Raw genomic sequence first — 19,706 nt, forward strand, 5'->3', positions numbered from 1 at the left:
AGGCTTTTCATCTTCGTCAACCCCTCGTGAAGAGGAAGTTGCCGCCGCTGCACCTCAATCTGCCGAAGCATCTTTCCGTGTAGCGAGCCGCCCATCATAGCCGGCTTTTTCGTTTCGTCAACACCTTAAATCAAGGCATTTTCGAACCCTTCCGCTCTGGTTCCGCATTTGCGGGGCCGTTGCGTCGGGGGAGGCGAACTATAGGCCCAACCGGGACGTTTGGGAAGGGGTTTGTGAAAAATTTTTCACGATCCCGCTGCCATCTATAGCCGCACGCCCTTCGTTGTTGCCGCAGCAAGCCGCTGATCCTGCGTCAGCCGTCCGATGCCTCTATATAGATGTCATCCCGGCGCCGACATCGCTGCCATGCAGCAACCTTCCGCCAGCTCAGGCGCTGACCAGCGCAACGCGGGCGAAATTACGCTTCCCCACCTGGATGACACCCTCGAAGCCCGGCCCAAACTGACGTGCCGGATCTTCGACCACTTCACCATCGATCTTGACCGCACGTTCCTTGAGCTTACGCGTGGCCTCCGAATTGCTGGGCGTCAGGCCGGCGGCGGTGAGCAGACTTGCGATCCGCAGACCTTCGGCCGGCACGGCCACCTCCTGCAGCGGCAACAGGCTGGTGTCGCCCTGCCCTGTCACCACGGCGTGCCAGCCGGCGATGGCCTGCTCTGCAGTGGCGGCATCGTGGAAGCGCGCGGTGAGTTCGCGCGCCAGACGCAACTTGACCTCGCGCGGGTGCAGGTCACCGGAGGCGACCTGTTCTTTCAGGCGCGCGGCCTCGGCAACACCGATGTCGAAAGACAGCAGATCGATCCAGCGCCAGGTCAGTTCGTCGCCGATCTTCATGGTCTTGGTGACGATGTCGATGGCCGGCTCGTTGATGCCGATGTAGTTGCCCAGCGACTTGGACATCTTGGCCACCCCGTCCAGGCCTTCCAGCAGCGGCATGGTCAGCACGACCTGCGGGGCCTGGCCGTAGTGCTCCTGCAGGCCGCGCCCCATCAGCAGGTTGAACTTCTGGTCGGTCCCGCCCAGTTCGACGTCCGCCTTCAAGGCGACCGAGTCGTAGCCCTGGACCAGCGGATACAGGAACTCGTGGATGGCGATCGGTTGCTGGCCGTTGAAGCGCTTGGCGAAATCGTCGCGCTCGAGCATGCGTGCCACGGTGTGCTGCGCGGACAGCTTGATCATGTCCGCCGCGCTCATCTGGCCGAACCACTCGGAGTTGAAGCGCACCTCGGTGCGTTCGCGGTCCAGGATCTTGAAGACCTGCTCCTCATAGGTGCGCGCGTTGGCCAGCACATCGTCGCGGCTCAGCGGCTTGCGGGTGACGTTCTTGCCGCTCGGGTCACCGATCATTCCGGTGAAGTCGCCGATCAGGAAAATCACCTGATGCCCGAGCTGCTGGAACTGCCGCATCTTGTTGAGCAGCACGGTGTGGCCCAGATGCAGATCCGGCGCGGTGGGATCGAACCCGGCCTTGACCCGCAACGGCACGCCGGATTTCAGGCGCGCTTCGAGCTGATCGAGCTTGAGGATCTCCTCGGCGCCGCGGCCGATGAGTGCGAGGGATTCTTCGATAGTGGCCAACCACAGACTCCAGCGGCGTTTGCCGTCAAAAAACGTGAACGATGTTAAACGCGGGTTAATTCCACGCCAAATGAAAATGTTGAACAGGCTCAATGGTTTGACGCGCTGTTACAGGCTGTCTATGGTACCGGCGATTGGGCTCGCACTTCGAGCCAGCGAGGAATTTGAACGATGCAGAACTCAGAGCAGGGCCGTGCACGCAAGCGGCGCTTTCACGAACGCCTCCACGTCCTCCACGACACTGCCCTGCATCGCAAGCTCAAGGCGCATCTTCCGGCGGCATTCAACGACCAATGGACGCGCCGGCACTGGATCCACGCCAGCCTGTTCGCGACCATCGGTGCGCTGGTGGCCACGATCGTGCCGGGCTTTTCCAATGCCATCGATGCGCCGCTGTCCAGCCATTCCACGCTGGCCCTGCCGTTGCCGCCGTTGGTGCCGGCCCGCAAGCAGCTGGCACCGAGCACCGACTGGGAAATCCTGCAGGTCAAATCGGGGCAGACGCTGAGCACCTTGTTCGGCGAATTGGGAATCCCGACGGCGGTGATGTACCAGGTACTGGCGCATCCGGGCACCAAGGAGGCGCTGACCAAGCTGCGTCCGGGCGCCGAGATCGCCTTCGACATGCCGACGCCGGGCGAGCTGCGCGCATTGCGCTTCGATCGCGACGACAGCCACCGCGTGGAGCTGCGCCTGCTGGGCGACAGCGTGCGCGAGAACGTCACCGAGCGCGCCACGACCACGCGCACGGTGGTGGCAAGCGGCGAAATCAGCAGCTCGCTGTACGCCTCGGCCGGCAAGTCGGGGCTGTCGCCGGCGGCGGTGGCGATCATGACCGACGAGATCTTCAAGTACGACATCGACTTCGACAAGGATCTGCAGCCGGGCGATCGCTTCAGCGTGGTGATGGACGAGACCTGGCGCGAGGGCGAGCGCATCAACACCGGCGACATCCTGGCGGCGACCTTCACCACCGGCGGCAAGACCTACACCGGTTTCCGCTTCGAGCGTGCCGGCAAGCCGGCCGAGTATTTCGACATCAACGGCCGGCCATTGAAGAAGAGCTTCATCCGCATGCCGGTGGCCTATAGCCGCATCAGCTCGACCTTTGGCGCGCGCAAGCATCCGGTGCTGGGCACGATGCGCATGCACAAGGGCGTGGACTACGCGGCAGCATCGGGGACGCCAATCATGGCCGCTGGCGATGCACGGGTGGTGTTCGTCGGCACCCAGCGCGGCTACGGCAATGTGGTGATCCTGGACCACGGCAGGAACTTCAGCACGCTGTACGGGCACATGTCGCGCTTCGGCAAGATCAAGGCCGGCCAGCGCATCAACCAGGGCACGGTGATCGGCTACGTCGGCATGACCGGCCTGGCGACCGGCCCGCATCTGCATTACGAATTCCGCGTCGCCGGGCAGCAGCGCAACCCGATGTCGGTGACGATGCCGCCGCCGGAGCCGTTGCAGGGCGCCGAGCTGGCCGCCTTCCGCGCGCAGACGGCGCCAGCGCTGGCGCGTATCGAAGGCATGGAGAAGTTGATCTACGCCGACGCCGGCAAGCCCGCCAAGGGCAAGCCGCGCGGTTGAGTGGGCGCGGCTGGTTTCCCAGCCGCCGCGCTGGCAACCGCCGATCGCACGACTGCGCCTCCGTTCGGGGGCTCTGGCTCACGCGACGCCGCAGCCGGCATCGGGTTGCTGCCAGCACCAAGTGGACACCATGGTGCCGACGCGACAGTCGGCACTACATTTAGGGTGCTTGGCTGGCGAGCGCATCGCCCCTGCTTCCACCGCGATGCGCGCAAGGCCGGTTGACTCTCCCATCCCGGCTGCACAAGCTGCACGACCACCGTGCAACTGGCCCTGGCATGTCTGCTCCGGAACATCTTGAATCCCCGCTCTATCTGGGCCTGATGTCGGGCACCAGCGCCGACGGCATCGATGCGGCGCTGGTGCGCTTCACCGACGAGGGCCATCGCCGCTGCGAACTGGTCGCAGGCACCACAGTGGCCTGGGAGCCACAGCTGCGCGAAACGCTGGTGACGTTGGGCCAGGGCGCCGAGGTCATCGCCATCGATGCGCTTGGACACCTGGATGCGCAGGTGGGGCTGGCGTTTGCGGCCGCGGCCAATCAGCTGATCCGCGACAGCGGCATTGCGCGTGGGCGCATTCGCGCGATCGGCTCGCACGGGCAGACCATTCGACATCGCCCCAAGGCCGATCCGGCCTTCACCTGGCAGATCGGCGATGCGAGCCGGATTGCCGAGCACACCGGCATCACCACGGTGGCCGATTTCCGCCGGCGCGATGTGGCTGCCGGCGGCCAGGGCGCACCGCTGATGCCGGCCTTCCATCTGGCCATGCTGGGTGCCGCCGACGAGGACCGTGCGGTGCTGAACCTGGGCGGCATCGGTAACCTGACCTTGATCCCGCGCAGTGGCGCGGTGCTGGGCTTCGATACCGGCCCGGCCAATGCATTGCTGGACAGCTGGTGCCAGCAGCACCGCGGCACGGCGTTCGATGCCGACGGTGCGTTTGCCGCCAGCGGGCGCGTCGATACGGCGCTGCTGCAGGCGCTCTTGGCCGACCCGTGGTTCGCACTGGCACCGCCCAAGAGCACCGGACGCGAGCAGTTCCACCTGGACTGGGCGATGCAGGCGATGCGGTCGCCGGGCAACGCGGCGCCGTCCGCGGCCGATATACAGGCGACCCTGCTCGAACTCACCGCCGCCAGCGTCGCCGACGCGTTGCTGCGGCTGCAGCCCGATACCCGCCGGGTGCTGGTGTGCGGTGGTGGGGTGCGCAATCCGGTGTTGATGGCGCGCCTGGCGGCGCGACTGCCGGGCGTGGTGGTGGAATCCAGCGCGCGGCATGGGCTGGATCCTGACTATCTGGAGGCAATGGGATTTGCGTGGTTGGCCGCGGAGCTGCTCGCGGGCCGCACGGCCAATCTGCCGTCGGTGACCGGGGCGGCGGGGCCGCGGTTGCTGGGGGCGATCTATCCGGCATGAGTGGCCTGGATCGGCGCGCGTTGGATGCCACTACCGCGCTTCCTGCTGGTGCCCCGCCCCGAATTCTGCGACGCGACCAGCGCTCAATTGATGAGGGGTAGCGGTGACGTGTTCGGTGAAGCTAGCTTGCTGATGATGCCCGCCTCGTCTGCAACCGACTAGCACTCAATTGAGAGGCTGGCGGGGACGTGCGCAGTTGAGCCGGCGAATGCACAGCAATCTCGGCTCTTCTCGGCAGCATGCAAGGGTTTCCGACCAAGCCATCCGCCTCGGCACAATCCTCGCGCCGAGTGGATGGCACGCGAGGCAGCACTGCCTGGCCGTTTGCAGTGCTACGGAGTATTCCCCGCCGGCAGCGCCTTGAGCGCGGCGATCGCCTCGGCCAGGGCATCGACTTCCGGATGCTGCAGGCCGCCGGCGACTTCGTATTCGCTGGCGAACAGGCCCTGTTCGAGCAGATGCATCACCGTCTGGTGCTGGCTCCAGCCGCGTGCGACGGAGATGCGACGGATCCTGTCCACCAGCAATGGATCGATGTCACGCAGTACCAGATCGGTCATGCCCTTCCTCGTGCGATGCAGTGCCGCGTCGGCATCATCGGCAACCTTGGCGGACGTTTCAATCCGGGCGCCCGTCGCGGGCATCCAGCCGCGGCCACAGCCAGGCCAGCAGGGCCAGCGTGGGAACCACGGTGAGGGCGCTGAGGATGAAGAAGGTGCTGTAGGAGGTGGCCTCGACCAGGAACCCGGATACACCGCCGGCGAACTTGCCCGGCAAATTGGCCAGCGACACCAGCAAGGCGTACTGGGTGGCGGTGAAGTTGCGATTGGTCAGCGATGACATGAAGGCCACCAGCACGGTACCGGCGAACCCCTGGAACAGATTGTCGGCACTGAGTGCGGCATAGAACGCCCACAATTTGCCGGGGTTCTGCGCCATCAGCAAAAATGCCAGGTTGGACAGCGCCACGCCCAGGGCGGCGACCAGCAGCATGCGCCGGAAGCCGAACGCAGCCACCGCCGCACCGCCGGCAAACGCGCCGACGATGCCCATCCACACGCCGAACAGCTTGGACACCGTGGCGATGTCGGCCTTGGTGTAGCCCGAATCCAGATAGAACGGCCCGGCCATCACGCCGATCACCTGGTCCGGGAACTTGAACAGGCCGACAAAAGCCAACAGGACGATGCCCAGCGCCAGCCCGTTGCCGGAAAAGAAACTGGAAATGGGCTGCCAGAATGCGCCGGCCACGTCGATGCGGCGCACCACCGTGAGCTGCGGCCGGTCCGGCTCGCGGCATACCAGGGTGGTGATGATCGGCAGCAGCATCAGCGCCGACATGGCCAGGTACGCCGAGGTCCAGTTGAGGTATTCGGCCAGGTACAGCGCGCCGGCGCCACCGAGGATCAGGCCGATCCGGTAGCCCAGGGTGTAGGTCGCCGCCAGGGCGGCCTGCGCCGTGTCCGGGGCGATTTCGATGCGATAGGCATCCACCACCGAATCCTGCGTGGCGCCCCAGAACGAGGCGAACAGCACCCAGGCGACCAGGCCGGTGACACTCATGTCCGGGCGCGAAAACGCCAGTGCGAACAGGCCGGCGGTGACGCCGAGTTGCGAGACCAGCAGCCAGGAACGCCGACGCCCCAACCACGCGGTGAGCGGAAACGCATAGCGGTCGAGCAGCGGCGCCCACAGGAACTTGAGCAGGTAGAAGAAGCTGGCCAGGCTGATCAGGCCGATGCTGCCCAGATCCAGCCCGACATCGCGCAGCCGGGTGGACAGGGTCTGCGAGGCGATCAGCAGGAACGGCAGGCCACTGCCGAAACCCAGCAGGGCCATGGTCGCCGCCGATGGGGTGGCGAAGGCCTGCCGGATGCCGCGCAGTCCTTTGTAGTTGGGTGCAGGCGTGGTCATGCGTATGGCCGCTGGGAATGGGGGCTGATCGATGCCGGGCGGGCAGTATCACTGGCCACTGCGCGGAGCGACCTGCCGGAAACGCATGATTGGCTCCCGGAAGGATCCACGACCATCAGGCTGCGGCCAGGCACGGCCTGCACGCCCTCGACGTGCATCTCCACGACGCGTCCGGAAACACAACACGGTGAGGCTTGGCCAACCGTCCCGGTGCGCGTCACCGCCGGCTGCGCACCCTTCCTCACTCCGCGTAATCCACGACATACGGCGCGTGGTCGGAAAAGCGCTGCTCGCGGTAGATGGAGCAGGCCTTGACCTTGTCGCGCAGGCCGGGAGTGACCAGTTGGTAGTCGATGCGCCAACCGACGTTGTTGCTGCGCGCCGCACCGCGGTTGCTCCACCAGGTGTAGTCCTGGCCCTGGGGATGCAGCACGCGGTAGGTATCGACCCAGCCGCGGCCGCCGGCGGCATTGGCGTCTTCCAGCGCATCGGCGCACAGGCCGTTGAGCCAGTCGCGCTCGGGCGGCAGGCAGCCGGAATTCTTCTGGTTGGACTTCCAGTTCTTGATGTCCAGCGCCGAGCGCACGATGTTCCAGTCGCCGCACAGCACGTACTGCCGGCCGCTGGCCAGCCATTCATCCAGGATCGGCCGCAGCCATTCCATCACCTGGAACTTGTAGCCCTGGCGCAACTCGCCCGAGGAGCCGGAGGGGATATAGAAGGACACCACGCTGAGGTTGCCAAAGCGCGCCTCGATGTAGCGGCCCTCTTCGTCGAACTCGGGCCAGCCCAGCGCGGTGCGCACTTCATCGGGTTCGTGCCTGCTGTAGATGGCCACGCCGCTGTAGCCCTTCTTGGTGCTGGCGTCGCGGAACCAGGCCTTGTAGCCGGTGGGCAGGAATTTGGCACCGGCCAGCTGATGCTCCTGGGCCTTGGTCTCCTGCACGCACAGCACGTCGGCGTCCTGCTCGGCGAACCATTCGAAGAAACCCTTGGTGACGGCCGAGCGCAGGCCGTTGGCGTTGAAACTGATGATGCGCATGAATGAAGAGCCGGGAGTCGGGAATGGGGATTGGAGATTCGTGAAAGCGTACCGCATCAGCGGATGCCGCAAGGCGCGACCGGCTATGCTTTCCAATCCCGAATCCCTACTCCCCAATCTCGTCACCATGACCGACCACCGCACCCGTTTCCTGCAGCTGGCCCTGGGCGCCGATGCCCTGCGCTTTGGCGAGTTCACGCTCAAGTCCGGGCGGCTCAGTCCGTATTTCTTCAATGCCGGGCGCTTCGATTCGGGCGCCAAGACTGCGCAGCTGGCGCAGTGCTATGCCGATGCGATCGATGCGGCCGGGGTGGAGTTCGATCTGCTGTTCGGGCCGGCCTACAAGGGCATCCCGCTGGCGACCGCGCTGGCCTGCGCCTACGCCGGGCGCGGGCGCGACCTGCCGCTGGCGTTCAACCGCAAGGAAGCCAAGGACCATGGCGAGGGCGGCAGCCTGATCGGTGCGCCGCTTCAGGGGCGCAAGGTATTGATCGTCGACGACGTGATCACCGCCGGCACCGCGATCCGCGAGGCGCTGGGCATCATCCGTGGCGCCGGCGGCGTTCCGTCCGGGATCGTGGTGGCGCTGGACCGGCAGGAGATCGCCTCCGAGCAGGATCGCCGCTCGGCCGCGCAGGCGGTGGCGGCCGAGGCCGGCATCCCGGTGATCGCGGTGGCCAACCTGGGCGACCTGCTTGCTTTTGCGGCAGGAAACGCCGACCTTGTGGGCTTCCGGGAACCGCTGCTGGCCTATCGTGGCCGTTACGGCACCGACACCACAGGCTGACGGCAGGCGACAGGGGGCTGCGATGATGCCAAGACACACCCGTTTGGCGTTATTCGCCGCCGTTGCGGCGGCCGTGGCCGCCGCACCTGCCATCGCGCAGGACAAGCCGGCCGCGAAGACGTTGTATTGCTGGAACCAGAACGGCGCCCGGGTGTGCAGCGATACGCTGCCGCCGGAGGCGGTGAACCAGGCGCGCGACGAGTTCAACGCCAGGAGCGGCCTGCGCAGCGCCGAGGTGCAGCGCGCCATGAGCAGCGACGAGCGGGCCGCCGCCGCCGCCAGCGAGCAGCAACGCCAGGCCGATCTGGCCGCCGAGCAGATGCGCCAGCGCACCGACCAGGCGATGCTGATGTCCTACCAGAGCGAGGACGACCTGCGCCGGGTGTTCAACGAGCGCATCGCCATCGTCGACAACAACATCCACACCGCGCGCTTCAATGTGACCAGCCTGCGCGAAGGGCTGGCCAGCATGCTGCGCAGCGCCGGCGACCGCGAACTGGCCGGCCAGGCGGTGGCCGACAAGCTGGCCGCCGACATCCAGCAACGCCATCGCGAGCTGCTGGCGCAGCTGCGTCTGCAGACCAGCTTCGAGCAGCAACGGGTGGCGCTGGACGGCGAGATCGCCGACATCCTGCAGCGCTACCGGGCGATGAAGGAACCGCCGGCCGCCACTGCGCCTGCCGGCTGACCGGCCCGCCGTCATTGCCACCCGTGCGGCGCACTGCGGCAGGCGGCATTTCCCGATCCGACGCCCTGCCCGCATAATGGCCGGTCTTACTCCCTGCCCACGAGGCTCTCCCGCATGGCCCGGATCATCGCCATTGCCAACCAGAAAGGCGGCGTCGGCAAGACCACGACCGCGGTCAATCTGGCGGCCGGCCTGGCGCGCGCGCCCAAGCGTGTGTTGCTGGTGGATCTGGACTCGCAGGGCAACGCCACCATGGGCAGCGGCATCGACAAGCGCGATGTGGCTGCCTCGACGTGCGACCTGTTGCTGGGCGAAAACACCGCCGCCGAGATCCGGGTCACCGCGCCGGAAGGCTTCGACCTGCTGCCGGGCAACATCGACCTAACCGCTGCCGAGATCCAGCTGATGGATCAGGGCGAGCGCGAACAGCGGCTCAAGCGCGCACTGGCACCGATCCGCGACGAGTACGACTTCATCCTGATCGACTGCCCGCCGGCGTTGTCGCTGCTGACGCTCAATGCCTTGACCGCGGCCGACTCGATCATCGTGCCGATGCAGTGCGAGTACTACGCACTGGAAGGACTGACCGCGCTGCTGGAAACCATCGAGGCCTTGCGCGCCAACCTCAATCCGGCACTGGAAATCGAAGGCGTGCTGCGCACGATGTTCGACATCCGCAACAACCTGGCCAACGCGGTGTCGGCCGAGCTGACCGAGCATTTCGGCGACAAGGTGTTCCGCACCATCGTGCCGCGCAACGTGCGCCTGGCCGAGGCGCCCAGCCATGGCCAGAGCATCGTCGGTTACGACCGCACCTCGCGCGGTGGCGTGGCCTACCTGGGGCTGGCCAGCGAAATCCTGCGCCGCCAGAACGACCGCAACAAGGCCTACCGGCCCGTGGAGACCGTCTGATGAACAAGCCGATCCCCGCAAAGAAGCGTGGCCTGGGCCGTGGCCTGGAAGCGCTGTTGGGACCGAAGGGCGCGGCCGCCGCGGCGGCGCCGAGCGCGGCCAGCGAGGAAGCGCTGCAGCCGGGCGACAGCCTGCGCCAGTTGCCGGTCAGCCAGCTGCAGCCGGGCAAGTACCAGCCGCGCAAGGAGATGGACGAGGTCAAGCTGGCCGAGCTGGCGGAGTCGATCAAGGCGCAGGGGGTGATCCAGCCGATCGTGGCGCGCGAGCTGGCGCCGGGGCAGTACGAGATCGTGGCCGGCGAACGCCGCTGGCGCGCCTCGCAGCTGGCCGGCCTGAGCGAGGTCCCGGTGGTGGTGCGCGAGCTGGACGACCGCACCGTCATCGCGATGGCGCTGATCGAGAACATCCAGCGCGAAGACCTCAACCCGCTGGAAGAAGCGCAGGCGCTGCAGCGTTTGATCGACGAATTTTCGCTGACCCACGCCGAGGCCGCCGGCGCGGTGGGCCGCTCGCGTGCGTCGGTGTCCAACCTGCTGCGGCTGCTGGAATTGCCGGTGGCCATCCGCGTGCTGCTGGAAACCCGCCGTCTGGAAATGGGCCATGCGCGTGCGCTGCTCACCCTGGCGCCGGAGCTGGCCAGCAAGCTGGCGCAGGAAGCGGCCGACCAGGGTTGGTCGGTGCGTGAGGTCGAACACCGTGCGCAGCAGTTCGCCGCCGGCAAGGTGCCCGGCGCGTTGCGCAAGGGCAAGCCGGCCGCTGCCGCGCCGCAGGCCGATATCGCCTCGCTGGAGACCGAACTGTCCGAATCGCTGGGCACCAAGGTGGTGTTCAACCACGGCCGCGGCGGCAAGGGCAAGCTGGTGATCCACTACACCGACCTGGACACGCTGGACGGCGTGCTCGAACGCCTGCGCGTGCAGCGCGGCTGAGTTCTCTGCGGACCCACCAGGAGCAGTCCCGGCAATGAATCCCGTCAAGGTCGATCGCAAGCACCTGTTGCATCTGACCGACCTGCCGAACGTGGGGCCGGCCTGCGAAAAGGATCTGCAGCGGATCGGCATCCGCGTTGCCGCGCAATTGCGCGGTCGCGATGCCTACGACATGTATGCGCAGCTGTGCCTGTGTACCGGCGTGCTGCACGCCCCCTGCGTGATCGACGTGTTCCTGTCGATCACGCGCTTCATGCAGGGCGAGGCGCCGCAGCCGTGGTGGGCGTTCAGCGCCGAACGCAAGGCAACGCTGGCCAGCCAGGCACCGCTCCGGCTGGGGTGAGTGCGCGCACGCGGTCAGGCGCTGCCATCAACAGGAGCAACCCATGAGCACTGAACACGACCAGATCAGCCCGGGCGGCAGCACGATGATGCTGCACGCGCAGGAAAAGCGGTTCGCGCCGGCACACGGCGGTGACTGCATCGAGCGGATCAGCGCACATATCGAGCGGCATCTGGGACCGATCTCGGGCGTTCTGCACGAGATCATCTCCGATGCCGTGCATCTGGACGTGCATGTGGTGCCCGCCACCGAGGACGTCCCCTACCTGCGGCTGGTGACCTCGGGCATGAGCGACCTGCCGATGACGCTGCCCGAAGGGGTGGAAGCGCCGCAGTACATGGAGCTGATGCTGAGCCTGCCCGCCGATTGGCCGCTGGACCAGCGCGACTTCGAAGACCCGCGCCACTACTGGCCGATCCGCCTGCTCAAGACCCTGGCCCGGCTGCCGCACACGTTCGAGACCTGGCTGGGCTTCGGCCACACCATCCCCAATGGCCATCCGGCCGAACCCTACGCACCCGGCGTGCGCTTCGATGGCGCCATCGTGCTGCCGCCGGTGAGCACGCCCGAGGAATTTGCGCGCCTGGTCATCGATGCCGACAAGACCATCGTGTTCATGACGGTGGTGCCGCTGTACCCGGAGGAGATGGCACTGAAACTGAAGGACGGCAGCGACGCGTTGCTGGACCGCTTCGATGCCAGGGGGATTGGGGACATCATTGCGCTTGATCGCGTCAACGTCGCCAAGAAGCGCTTCGGGCTGTTCTGAGCCCGCTTGCCGCTCGCCCGCTTTCGACATCTCCAGGACCATTGCAATGACCATTCTCGTCACCGGCGCCGCCGGTTTCATCGGGGCCTACACCTGCCGCGCGCTGGCTGCGCGCGGTGAGTCGGTGGTGGGCCTGGACAACTACAACAGCTATTACGACCCGCAGCTCAAGCGCGACCGGGTGGCGGCGTTGTGCCCGGGCATGGACATCCGCACGCTGGACCTGACCGACCGCGATGGCCTGGCCGCGTTGTTCGAGCAGGTCCGGCCCACGCGCGTGGTGCACCTGGCCGCGCAGGCCGGGGTGCGTTACTCGCTGGAAAACCCGTCCGCCTACGTCGACAGCAACCTGGTCGGCTTCGTCAACATGCTCGAGCTGTGCCGGCACCGCGGCGTGCAGCACCTGGTGTATGCGTCGAGCAGTTCGGTCTACGGCGATTCGGCCACCCCGCCGTTTTCCGAGGACCAGCGCGTGGACCAGCCGCGCTCGCTGTATGCGGCGACCAAGGCCGCCAACGAGCTGATGGGCTATACCTATGCGCAGCTGTACGGCCTGCGCGCGACCGGGCTGCGGTTTTTCACCGTGTACGGGCCATGGGGACGGCCGGACATGGCGCCGCTGATCTTCAGCCGCGCGGTGCTGGCGGGGCGGCCGATCGAGGTGTTCAACCACGGCAGGATGCAGCGCGATTTCACCTTCGTCGACGACATCGTGGCCGGCGTGCTGGGCGCGCTGGACACGCCCAGCAGCGAGCCGGTCCCGCACCGGGTGTTCAACCTGGGCAACCACACCCCGGTGGAACTGGAATACTTCATCGACGTGATCGCCCAGGCCGCCGGCCGGCCGGCCGAGAAGGTCTACCGGCCGATGCAGCCGGGCGACATGATCCGCACCATGGCCGATACGCAGCGCGCGCAGGCCGCCTTCGGCTTCGAGCCGGCCACTCCGGTCGAGCGCGGCTTGCCACAGGTGGTGGAGTGGTGCCGCCATTATTTCGGCGAGCGCGCCTAGCCGGCACCTGCCACCGCGGCGCAGCCGCGGTACTGGTGGTAGCGGTCAGGCGGCCAGGCGATAGCACATCGCCGCGAGTCCGCCCGTAGCGAGGCGCGCATCTGCAGGACGGCGCGCCGGACGTTGAGCTTTCGCGCCCACCCTGCACCATCCGGGCGCGGCGCGCGGCGCCTTGCCGGCCACGCAGCCGGCGCTTTAGGGCATGCATACACGCTACAGTCCGCTTTGCGCGCGCTCCACCGCACATAACGCGCGCGTGCTTCATGCCTGACTCAGACAGTCAGGGCACAATGCGCGATCTTTTCGCTCAGCCTTCATCTGGCCACCACGAATCCATGAGCCACCCTCAGCTTTCCGTTGTCGTCCCGGTGTTCAACGAGCGCGATAACGTCGCCGCGCTGGTCGGTGAGATCGTCGCCGCCTTGCGCGGGTTGGTGGCGTTCGAGATCGTCTATGTCGACGACCACTCGCGCGATGACACGCTGGCGGTGCTGCAAGGCCTGAAGACCACCACGCCGGAGCTGCGCGTGCTGCATCACGTGACCCAGAGCGGCCAGAGCACGGCGGTGCGCAATGGCGTCAAGGCCGCCCGTGCGAGCTGGATCGCCACGCTCGATGGCGACGGCCAGAACGATCCAGCCGACATTCCCAAGCTGCTGACCGCGCGCGCCAGCGCCGATGCGCAGGTGAAGCTGTTCGCCGGCTGGCGGGTCAACCGCCAGGATTCGGGGTCCAAGCGCTGGGCCAGCAAGTGGGCCAACGCGATCCGCTCGCGCATGCTGCACGACAACACGCCCGATACCGGCTGCGGCATCAAGCTGTTCGAGCGCGAGGCGTTCCTGGACCTGCCCTACTTCGATCATATGCACCGCTATCTGCCGGCATTGATGCAGCGCGCCGGCTGGCGCACGGTGAGCGTGCCGGTGCACCACCGCCATCGCACCGCCGGCGTGTCCAAGTACAACAATCTCAATCGCGCGCTGGTCGGCATCCGCGACCTGCGCGGCGTGGCCTGGCTGATCACCCGCAGCAGGCGCACCGTGGTGCAGGAGCGCTGATGGAACTGCATTGGCTGGACCAGCCACTGACCTGGCTGTACTGGACCGGGCTGCATGTCACCGGCTGGAAGCTGATCGGCTATGTGGGCGCACTGATGTTCGGCGGCCGTTGGCTGGTGCAGTTTGTCGCTTCCAAGCGCGCCGGCAAGCCGGTGATCCCGCGCATGTTCTGGTACATGAGCGTGGTCGGCAGCCTGATGACGCTGAGCTACTTCGTGTTCTCGGCCAAGCAGGATTCGGTGGGCGTGCTGCAGAACCTGTTCCCGGCGTTCACCGCGTTCTACAGCCTGTATCTGGATGTGAAGCATCGCGGGTGGAAGCGCGACCGGGCGGTGCATTGAGCGGGGAATCGGGAATCGGGATTGGGGAATCGCGGTTCGCGGGTGCTGTGACCGGTTGCTGGTGATTGGTGCGCCAGGTCTCCAGGCTTTTGAGGTGGTGCCGGTGGCGCAACTGAGCTGGTGCAGCAGGCTGCATCGGCTCTGCCTTGTGGTGGATAACGCCAGGCGTGCGATATCCGACAGTCAATGGGTTTCTTCGTACACCGCGATGCGCTGGTGACCGACCGGAGATGAGGCGCGCCGCCGATGCCGCGGCTGTTTGCTCATCGGCATGCTGTGCGCATGTCCAGTGCGCTTCTCCATCGTTCCTTGTCCGGGTCGGCGCCGATTGCGGCGCACTGGCATTTGCGGCTGCACACGCATCAGCAGGTGCCGTTGTTTGCCGACTGGCGCTGCGCGCGGGCCGCGGCGGCGAGCCTGGCGGCGGCCGGTCACTGGCAGGGCGCGCAGTTGCTGTGCTGGGTGCTGCTGCCCGATTGCTGGTGTGCGCTGCTGCAGGCACCGGGCAAGGCTGCGCTGCTGCACATGGCTGCCGTTGCGCGGCAGGTCGCCGCCGGGGCGGTCAATCGCGCACGTGGCCGCGGTGGGACGGTGTGGCAGCCGCAGATGCAGGCGTCGGCGCTTGCCCCGCATGACGACCATCGACAGTTCGCGCGCGCGCTGGTGGCGTTGCCGTTGCGCGCAGGGCTGGCCGCGCAGATCGGTGGGTATCCGTACTGGGATGCGGTCTGGCTGCTGCACGACCACGCTGCGCACGGCGCCGGGATTGCAGTGCCGGTTGATGGTCCACGCATGCCGGGTCCGGGAGACAGGTGACCGTGATCGCGCGCGTCCGTCCGGCGCAACCCAGACAGACTGTTGCGCGTCTTCGCCGGTCAGCATGGCGGGATCTGTGCGAGCGACGTCCGCCCGATCAACATTGACGTCGAGCGCCGTCTGTTCGGGCGACGTCTGACGTCGGTCGCCACGTCGGTCAAGGCGGGCTGCACGCTGCGGTGATCGCCGACATCTGCCAGCGCCGAGCACGGTGTGATCGGCCACTGCGGCGGGTTGCGGCGCCGCGACTCGCCCTGCCGGTATACCGGCAGGGCAGTCGTCCGTGACGCACCGGTCGCTCAAAACTCCAGTGGATGCTCCGGCAGCAAGGCCTGCAACTGGCTGCGGAACAGCCCGCGAATCCGCTCCAATGCGGCCTCGGTGTCGGCTTCGAACCGCAGCACCAGGATCGGCGTGGTGTTGGAGGCACGCACCAGGCCCCAGCCGTCGGCGAAGTCCGCGCGCAGTCCGTCGATCGTCGACAGCCGCGCCGATTCGAACGGCGATTCCTCGCCAGCCTGGGCACGCTCGACGAAACGCGCGACCAGTGCATGCGCATCACCGTCCACCGGCACCTTGATTTCCGGCGTGGACACGCTTTCGGGCAAGGCCTCCAGCACCTCCGACGGGGTCTGCTCACGCTGGGCCAGGATTTCCAGCAGGCGTGCGGCCGCATAGATGCCGTCGTCGAAGCCGTACCAGCGCTCCTTGAAGAAGAAGTGCCCGCTCATCTCGCCGGCCAGTTCGGCGTCGGTCTCGCGCATCTTGGCCTTGATCAGCGAGTGCCCGGTCTTCCACATCAGCGGGCTGCCGCCATTGCGCAGCACATGGTCGGACAGCTTTCCGGTGCACTTGACGTCGTAGATCACCAACGCGCCGGGGTTGCGCTGCAGCACGTCGGCGGCGAACAGCATCAGCAGACGGTCCGGGAACACCATGGTGCCTTGCTTGGTGACCACGCCCAGACGATCGGCATCGCCATCGAAGGCCACGCCGATATCGGCATCGAAGCGCTGCACCATCTTCACCAGATCGTCGAGGTTATGCGGCTCGCTCGGGTCGGGGTGATGGTTGGGGAAGGTGCCGTCGATCTCGCAGTACAACGGGATGACCTCGGCACCGATGGCTTCCAGCAGGCGCGGCGCGATCTCGCCGGCCACGCCGTTGCCGGCATCCACCACGACCTTGATCGGGCGGTCCAGCTGCACGTCGTCGGCGATGCGCTGGATGTAGGCGTCACTGATGTCGCGCTGTTCCAGCTCGCCAGGCGTTGCCGCGGTGTGCAGGCGGCCTTCGTTGATGCGCTGGTGCAGGTCGGCGATCGCCGCCCCGGACAGGGTCTCGCCACCGATGACGATCTTGAAGCCGTTGTAGTCGGGCGGATTGTGGCTGCCGGTGACCGCCACGCAGCTGCCGGCGCGCAGTTCATAGGCGCCGAAATACACCACCGGGGTGGGCGCCAGACCGACATCGATCACCTTGCAGCCGGCGCGACGCAGGCCGTCGATCAGGCCATTGGCAAGCTCCGGGCCCGACAGCCGCCCATCGCGGCCGACCACCACCTCGCGCAGGCCCTGCGCCTGCATCACGCTGCCGATGGCCTGGCCGATCAACGCGGCGACGCCCGGATTGAGGTCCTTGCCGACCACGCCGCGGATGTCGTAGGCGCGGAACATCTCGGTGGCGACCTGCACGGCCGGCACCAGCGCCGGCGGTGCGGGCGGCGCATCTGCGTCCAGCGCGCGCGCCTCGCTGGCGAGGCTGGCGTCATGCTGCAGGCTCTGGCTGAAGGTAGGTTCGTCGGCGCTCGGCTCGCTGGCCACGCGGCGACGCGGCAAGGCGACGCGGCCACGGCTGGCCAGCACCAACAGCACGGCGATGGCGAGCAGCAGCACGGCCACGATCGCGCAGCCGACGGTGCCCAGACCCAGCGGGCCCTCATCGCGTTGCGGCACCGCGGCGGCCACGCGCAGGCCGCTGTCACCCAATGGCCTGGCCAGGGTCTCGGCGGCATCGGCCAGCGCCACATCGCCTTGCTGGGCGACGTTGTAGCTGCCCTGGCGCAAGGCCAGATAGGCGCTGCCGGGCACTGCGATCGCATCCAGCGGGCCGGTCAGACGCAACAACGGCAGGCGCGCGTACGCCACCGCCGGCTGCGTGCCCAGTGTGACCGCCGCTGCCACACCCAGACGGACCTGCTTGGCGTCGCGCACCACGTGCACCTGGGCACGTTCGGCCACCAGCGCCGACTCGAGCAGGCTCAGCCGCGCGTAACCGAAGTCCTTGGGATTGTCGTAGGCGGCGGTCAGGTCGCCGGGCAGGACCTGCACGTCCTCGGCGCCCTTGAATCGCTCGCGGATGGTCGAGGCCGCCGCCAGCGCGTCACCGTTGGCCAACGCGGCGATGACCTGCGGCTGCTTGAGCAGGGCGTCGAGCTGGCTGGCCTGCTGCGCCATGGCCTGGCTGACGTCCTGCACGGCGCGGTCGCGCGCCTGTTCCAGGTCCTGCGCAACCGCATCCTTGCGCCATTGCGTGTAGCTGCTCCAGCCGAACCAGGCAGCCAGCAGCAACAACACTCCCCCCAACACCTGACCACGCGTACGCACGCTGGACATCGACTGCCTGCGCTCGCTCGTCTTGCTCATGTGACGTCCCCCGTCAGCGCACGCCGGTGTGGCCGAATCCACCCGCTCCCCGTGCGCTGTCGACGAAAGTATCCACCACTTGCAAGCCCACGCGCACGATCGGCAGGATCACCAGCTGTGCGATGCGGTCACCCGGCTCGATTGTGAAGGCGGCGCGACCGCGATTCCAGGTGCTGATCAGCAACGGCCCCTGGTAATCGGCATCGATCAGCCCGGTGCCGTTGCCGAGCACGATGCCGTGGCGATGGCCCAGGCCCGAGCGCGGCAGGATCACCGCACACAGCTGCGGGTCGGCCAGATGGATCGCGATGCCGCTGGGAATCAGCGCCGCATCGCCGGGCTCCAGCGTCATCGGCGCTTCCAGCGCGGCGCGCAGGTCCATGCCTGCGCTGGCGTCGGTGGCATAGGCCGGCAGCGGCCACAGGTCGCCGAAGCGCGGGTCGAGCAGCTTCACCTGCAAGGACTGGGTCGGGGTGCTCATGCCTGCAATCTCTCCGCGATCAGGGCCAACAGCTGGTCGGCCAGTTCGGTCTTGCTGCTGCTGGGGAAGGCGCGCTCGCCGCCCTGCCAGTAGGCGGTGGCGGCGTTGTTGTCGCTTTCGAAGCCGCCGCCCTCGATCCCCACCTGGTTGGCGATGATCAGGTCCAGCCGCTTGGCGGCCAGCTTGCCACGCGCGTAATGCTCCACGTCGTGCGTCTCGGCGGCAAAACCCACCACCAGCTTCAGCGCGCCGGTCTGCGCGGCGACCTCGGCCAGGATGTCCGGGGTGCGCACCAGTTCCAGGGTCAGCGTCTCGCCGGTCTTCTTGATCTTCTGCGCGACCACCCGCTTGGGGGTGTAGTCGGCCACCGCGGCGGCGCCGATGTAGATGTCGGCCGGGAACGCGCCCAGCACCGCATCGCGCATCTGCGCAGCCGAGCGCACGTCGATCCGCCGCACGCCGGCCGGGGTGGCCTGGTGCACCGGGCCGCTGACCAGCACCACCTCGGCCCCCTGGCCGGCGGCGGCGGCGGCCAGGGCATAGCCCATCTTGCCGCTGCTGCGGTTGCCCACGTAACGCACCGGATCCAGGTCCTCGAAGGTGGGGCCGGCGCTGATCACGATGCGCAGGCCGTCCAGCTGCGCGCTGCTGGGCACGAATGCCGGCGCAGCCGCACTGCTGGAGGCCACCGGCACGGCGCTGTCGGCACCGGCACCGCCGGCCAGGGCGGCAATGATCGCCGCCGGCTCGGCCAGCCGTCCGGGTCCGGATTCGCCTTCGGCCAGCGGGCCGTCATCGGGACCGACCACGCGCACGCCGCGTGCGGACAGGGTCGCCACATTCGCCTGCGTGGCCGCGTGCAGCCACATGCGGTGGTTCATCGCCGGGGCCACGGTCAGCGGCGCGGTGGTGGCCAGGCACAGCGTGGTGACCAGATCATCGGCCAGGCCATGCGCCAGCCGCGCCAGCAGGTCGGCGGTGGCCGGGGCGACGATCACCTGATCGGCCCAGCGCGCCAGTTCGATATGTCCCATCGCCTGCTCGGCAGCGCTGTCCCACAACGTGGTACGGGTTGGCTGCCCGGACAGCGCCTGGAAGCTGAGCGGAGTGACGAATTGTTGCGCGCCGCTGGTCATGGCGACCTGTACAAGTGCGCCGGCGTCGCGCAGGCGACGGACCAGTTCGAGCGATTTGTAAGCGGCAATGCCTCCGCCGACGCACAGCAGCAAGCGCTGTCCGTCCAGGGGGCGGGCCTGAGTGGAGCCGATCACGTCGGAGTCGTCCTACGGTTACAAGGACAACTAGATTAGCCGATGCCCCCGTCCGGCCTGATAGGCGTGAGCGATGAGCACCGGCAAT

General features: G+C 67.4%; 19 protein-coding genes. 12 read left to right on the forward strand and 7 right to left on the reverse strand.

The window, feature by feature from the left end:
* Positions 1-387: 387 nt before the first annotated feature.
* Positions 388-1,599: a tyrosine--tRNA ligase gene (gene tyrS / locus EO174_RS03575; protein ID WP_119129762.1), complete on the reverse strand. Its 1,212-nt coding sequence runs from the start codon at positions 1,597-1,599 to the stop codon at positions 388-390.
* Positions 1,600-1,770: 171 nt separating this feature from the next.
* On the opposite strand from tyrS, the gene EO174_RS03580 reads away from it, so the two are divergent.
* Positions 1,771-3,189, forward strand: a complete 1,419-nt coding sequence (locus EO174_RS03580) for a M23 family metallopeptidase (RefSeq protein ID WP_104649990.1) — start codon at positions 1,771-1,773, stop codon at positions 3,187-3,189.
* Positions 3,190-3,467: 278 nt separating this feature from the next.
* A complete protein-coding gene (locus EO174_RS03585) occupies positions 3,468-4,610 on the forward strand; it encodes an anhydro-N-acetylmuramic acid kinase (protein WP_119129763.1) in 1,143 nt (380 codons plus the stop codon).
* Between the two features lie 332 nt (positions 4,611-4,942).
* Here the strand turns inward: EO174_RS03585 and EO174_RS03590 are convergent, their stop codons facing one another.
* The 3 genes from EO174_RS03590 to EO174_RS03600 all read right to left on the reverse strand — a co-directional run bounded on the left by EO174_RS03590 (position 4,943) and on the right by EO174_RS03600 (position 7,566).
* The gene (locus tag EO174_RS03590) at positions 4,943-5,170 is read right to left on the reverse strand and encodes a hypothetical protein (protein ID WP_126942306.1); all 228 of its coding nucleotides are present in this window, start codon (positions 5,168-5,170) and stop codon (positions 4,943-4,945) included.
* Positions 5,171-5,228: 58 nt separating this feature from the next.
* Positions 5,229-6,524: an MFS transporter gene (locus tag EO174_RS03595; protein WP_164739889.1), complete on the reverse strand. Its 1,296-nt coding sequence runs from the start codon at positions 6,522-6,524 to the stop codon at positions 5,229-5,231.
* Positions 6,525-6,765: 241 nt separating this feature from the next.
* Positions 6,766-7,566, reverse strand: coding sequence for an exodeoxyribonuclease III (locus EO174_RS03600; protein WP_119131662.1), 801 nt, complete (start codon positions 7,564-7,566; stop codon positions 6,766-6,768).
* A gap of 127 nt (positions 7,567-7,693) precedes the next feature.
* On the opposite strand from EO174_RS03600, the gene pyrE reads away from it, so the two are divergent.
* The 10 genes from pyrE (at position 7,694) to EO174_RS03650 (ending at position 15,221) form a co-directional block, all read left to right on the forward strand.
* Entirely contained in the window at positions 7,694-8,353 is a 660-nt protein-coding gene (gene pyrE / locus EO174_RS03605) for an orotate phosphoribosyltransferase (RefSeq protein ID WP_104584940.1), read from the forward strand.
* 43 nt (positions 8,354-8,396) lie between these two features.
* Positions 8,397-9,041, forward strand: coding sequence for a hypothetical protein (locus EO174_RS03610; protein WP_164739216.1), 645 nt, complete (start codon positions 8,397-8,399; stop codon positions 9,039-9,041).
* A gap of 114 nt (positions 9,042-9,155) precedes the next feature.
* Entirely contained in the window at positions 9,156-9,953 is a 798-nt protein-coding gene (locus tag EO174_RS03615) for an AAA family ATPase (RefSeq protein WP_104584936.1), read from the forward strand.
* Entirely contained in the window at positions 9,953-10,882 is a 930-nt protein-coding gene (locus tag EO174_RS03620; RefSeq protein WP_126942312.1) for a ParB/RepB/Spo0J family partition protein, read from the forward strand. The genes EO174_RS03615 and EO174_RS03620 overlap by 1 nt, the downstream gene beginning before the upstream one ends.
* A 34-nt stretch (positions 10,883-10,916) precedes the next feature.
* A complete protein-coding gene (locus EO174_RS03625; protein WP_126942315.1) occupies positions 10,917-11,225 on the forward strand; it encodes a helix-hairpin-helix domain-containing protein in 309 nt (102 codons plus the stop codon).
* A 43-nt stretch (positions 11,226-11,268) separates the two neighbouring features.
* The gene (locus EO174_RS03630) at positions 11,269-11,994 is read left to right on the forward strand and encodes a suppressor of fused domain protein (RefSeq protein ID WP_126942318.1); all 726 of its coding nucleotides are present in this window, start codon (positions 11,269-11,271) and stop codon (positions 11,992-11,994) included.
* 46 nt (positions 11,995-12,040) lie between these two features.
* Positions 12,041-13,006, forward strand: a complete 966-nt coding sequence (locus EO174_RS03635; protein ID WP_104584928.1) for an SDR family NAD(P)-dependent oxidoreductase — start codon at positions 12,041-12,043, stop codon at positions 13,004-13,006.
* A 335-nt stretch (positions 13,007-13,341) separates the two neighbouring features.
* The gene (locus EO174_RS03640) at positions 13,342-14,064 is read left to right on the forward strand and encodes a glycosyltransferase family 2 protein (protein WP_104649984.1); all 723 of its coding nucleotides are present in this window, start codon (positions 13,342-13,344) and stop codon (positions 14,062-14,064) included.
* A complete protein-coding gene (locus EO174_RS03645; protein ID WP_039816706.1) occupies positions 14,064-14,405 on the forward strand; it encodes a lipid-A-disaccharide synthase N-terminal domain-containing protein in 342 nt (113 codons plus the stop codon). Before EO174_RS03640 ends, EO174_RS03645 begins: the two co-directional genes overlap by 1 nt.
* Positions 14,406-14,687: 282 nt before the next feature.
* Entirely contained in the window at positions 14,688-15,221 is a 534-nt protein-coding gene (locus EO174_RS03650; RefSeq protein ID WP_126942321.1) for a hypothetical protein, read from the forward strand.
* 299 nt (positions 15,222-15,520) lie between these two features.
* Here EO174_RS03650 and EO174_RS22860 read toward each other — a convergent pair whose 3' ends face one another.
* The 3 genes from EO174_RS22860 to coaBC are packed head-to-tail and all read right to left on the reverse strand — an operon-like array spanning position 15,521 to position 19,618.
* A complete protein-coding gene (locus EO174_RS22860; RefSeq protein WP_164740073.1) occupies positions 15,521-17,866 on the reverse strand; it encodes a phosphomannomutase/phosphoglucomutase in 2,346 nt (781 codons plus the stop codon).
* 13 nt (positions 17,867-17,879) lie between these two features.
* Positions 17,880-18,347, reverse strand: a complete 468-nt coding sequence (dut, locus tag EO174_RS03660) for a dUTP diphosphatase (protein WP_104535010.1) — start codon at positions 18,345-18,347, stop codon at positions 17,880-17,882.
* Positions 18,344-19,618, reverse strand: coding sequence for a bifunctional phosphopantothenoylcysteine decarboxylase/phosphopantothenate--cysteine ligase CoaBC (gene coaBC, locus EO174_RS03665; protein ID WP_126942324.1), 1,275 nt, complete (start codon positions 19,616-19,618; stop codon positions 18,344-18,346). The genes dut and coaBC overlap by 4 nt, the downstream gene beginning before the upstream one ends.
* Between the last annotated feature and the right edge of the window lie 88 nt (positions 19,619-19,706).

This window comes from Xanthomonas sp. BRIP62418, from assembly GCF_003993495.1.
In the GTDB taxonomy this organism is placed as follows: domain Bacteria; phylum Pseudomonadota; class Gammaproteobacteria; order Xanthomonadales; family Xanthomonadaceae; genus Xanthomonas; species Xanthomonas euroxanthea.

Coding starts and splice junctions, on each gene's coding strand:
- EO174_RS03580 (WP_104649990.1), top strand. CDS start 1,771: ATGCAGAACTCAGAGCAGGGCCGTGCACGCAAGCGGCGCTTTCACGAA.
- EO174_RS03585 (WP_119129763.1), top strand. CDS start 3,468: ATGTCTGCTCCGGAACATCTTGAATCCCCGCTCTATCTGGGCCTGATG.
- EO174_RS03590 (WP_126942306.1), bottom strand. CDS start 5,170: ATGACCGATCTGGTACTGCGTGACATCGATCCATTGCTGGTGGACAGG.
- EO174_RS03595 (WP_164739889.1), bottom strand. CDS start 6,524: ATGACCACGCCTGCACCCAACTACAAAGGACTGCGCGGCATCCGGCAG.
- EO174_RS03600 (WP_119131662.1), bottom strand. CDS start 7,566: ATGCGCATCATCAGTTTCAACGCCAACGGCCTGCGCTCGGCCGTCACC.
- pyrE (WP_104584940.1), top strand. CDS start 7,694: ATGACCGACCACCGCACCCGTTTCCTGCAGCTGGCCCTGGGCGCCGAT.
- EO174_RS03615 (WP_104584936.1), top strand. CDS start 9,156: ATGGCCCGGATCATCGCCATTGCCAACCAGAAAGGCGGCGTCGGCAAG.
- EO174_RS03620 (WP_126942312.1), top strand. CDS start 9,953: ATGAACAAGCCGATCCCCGCAAAGAAGCGTGGCCTGGGCCGTGGCCTG.
- EO174_RS03625 (WP_126942315.1), top strand. CDS start 10,917: ATGAATCCCGTCAAGGTCGATCGCAAGCACCTGTTGCATCTGACCGAC.
- EO174_RS03630 (WP_126942318.1), top strand. CDS start 11,269: ATGAGCACTGAACACGACCAGATCAGCCCGGGCGGCAGCACGATGATG.
- EO174_RS03635 (WP_104584928.1), top strand. CDS start 12,041: ATGACCATTCTCGTCACCGGCGCCGCCGGTTTCATCGGGGCCTACACC.
- EO174_RS03640 (WP_104649984.1), top strand. CDS start 13,342: ATGAGCCACCCTCAGCTTTCCGTTGTCGTCCCGGTGTTCAACGAGCGC.
- EO174_RS03645 (WP_039816706.1), top strand. CDS start 14,064: ATGGAACTGCATTGGCTGGACCAGCCACTGACCTGGCTGTACTGGACC.
- EO174_RS03650 (WP_126942321.1), top strand. CDS start 14,688: ATGTCCAGTGCGCTTCTCCATCGTTCCTTGTCCGGGTCGGCGCCGATT.
- EO174_RS22860 (WP_164740073.1), bottom strand. CDS start 17,866: ATGAGCAAGACGAGCGAGCGCAGGCAGTCGATGTCCAGCGTGCGTACG.
- dut (WP_104535010.1), bottom strand. CDS start 18,347: ATGAGCACCCCGACCCAGTCCTTGCAGGTGAAGCTGCTCGACCCGCGC.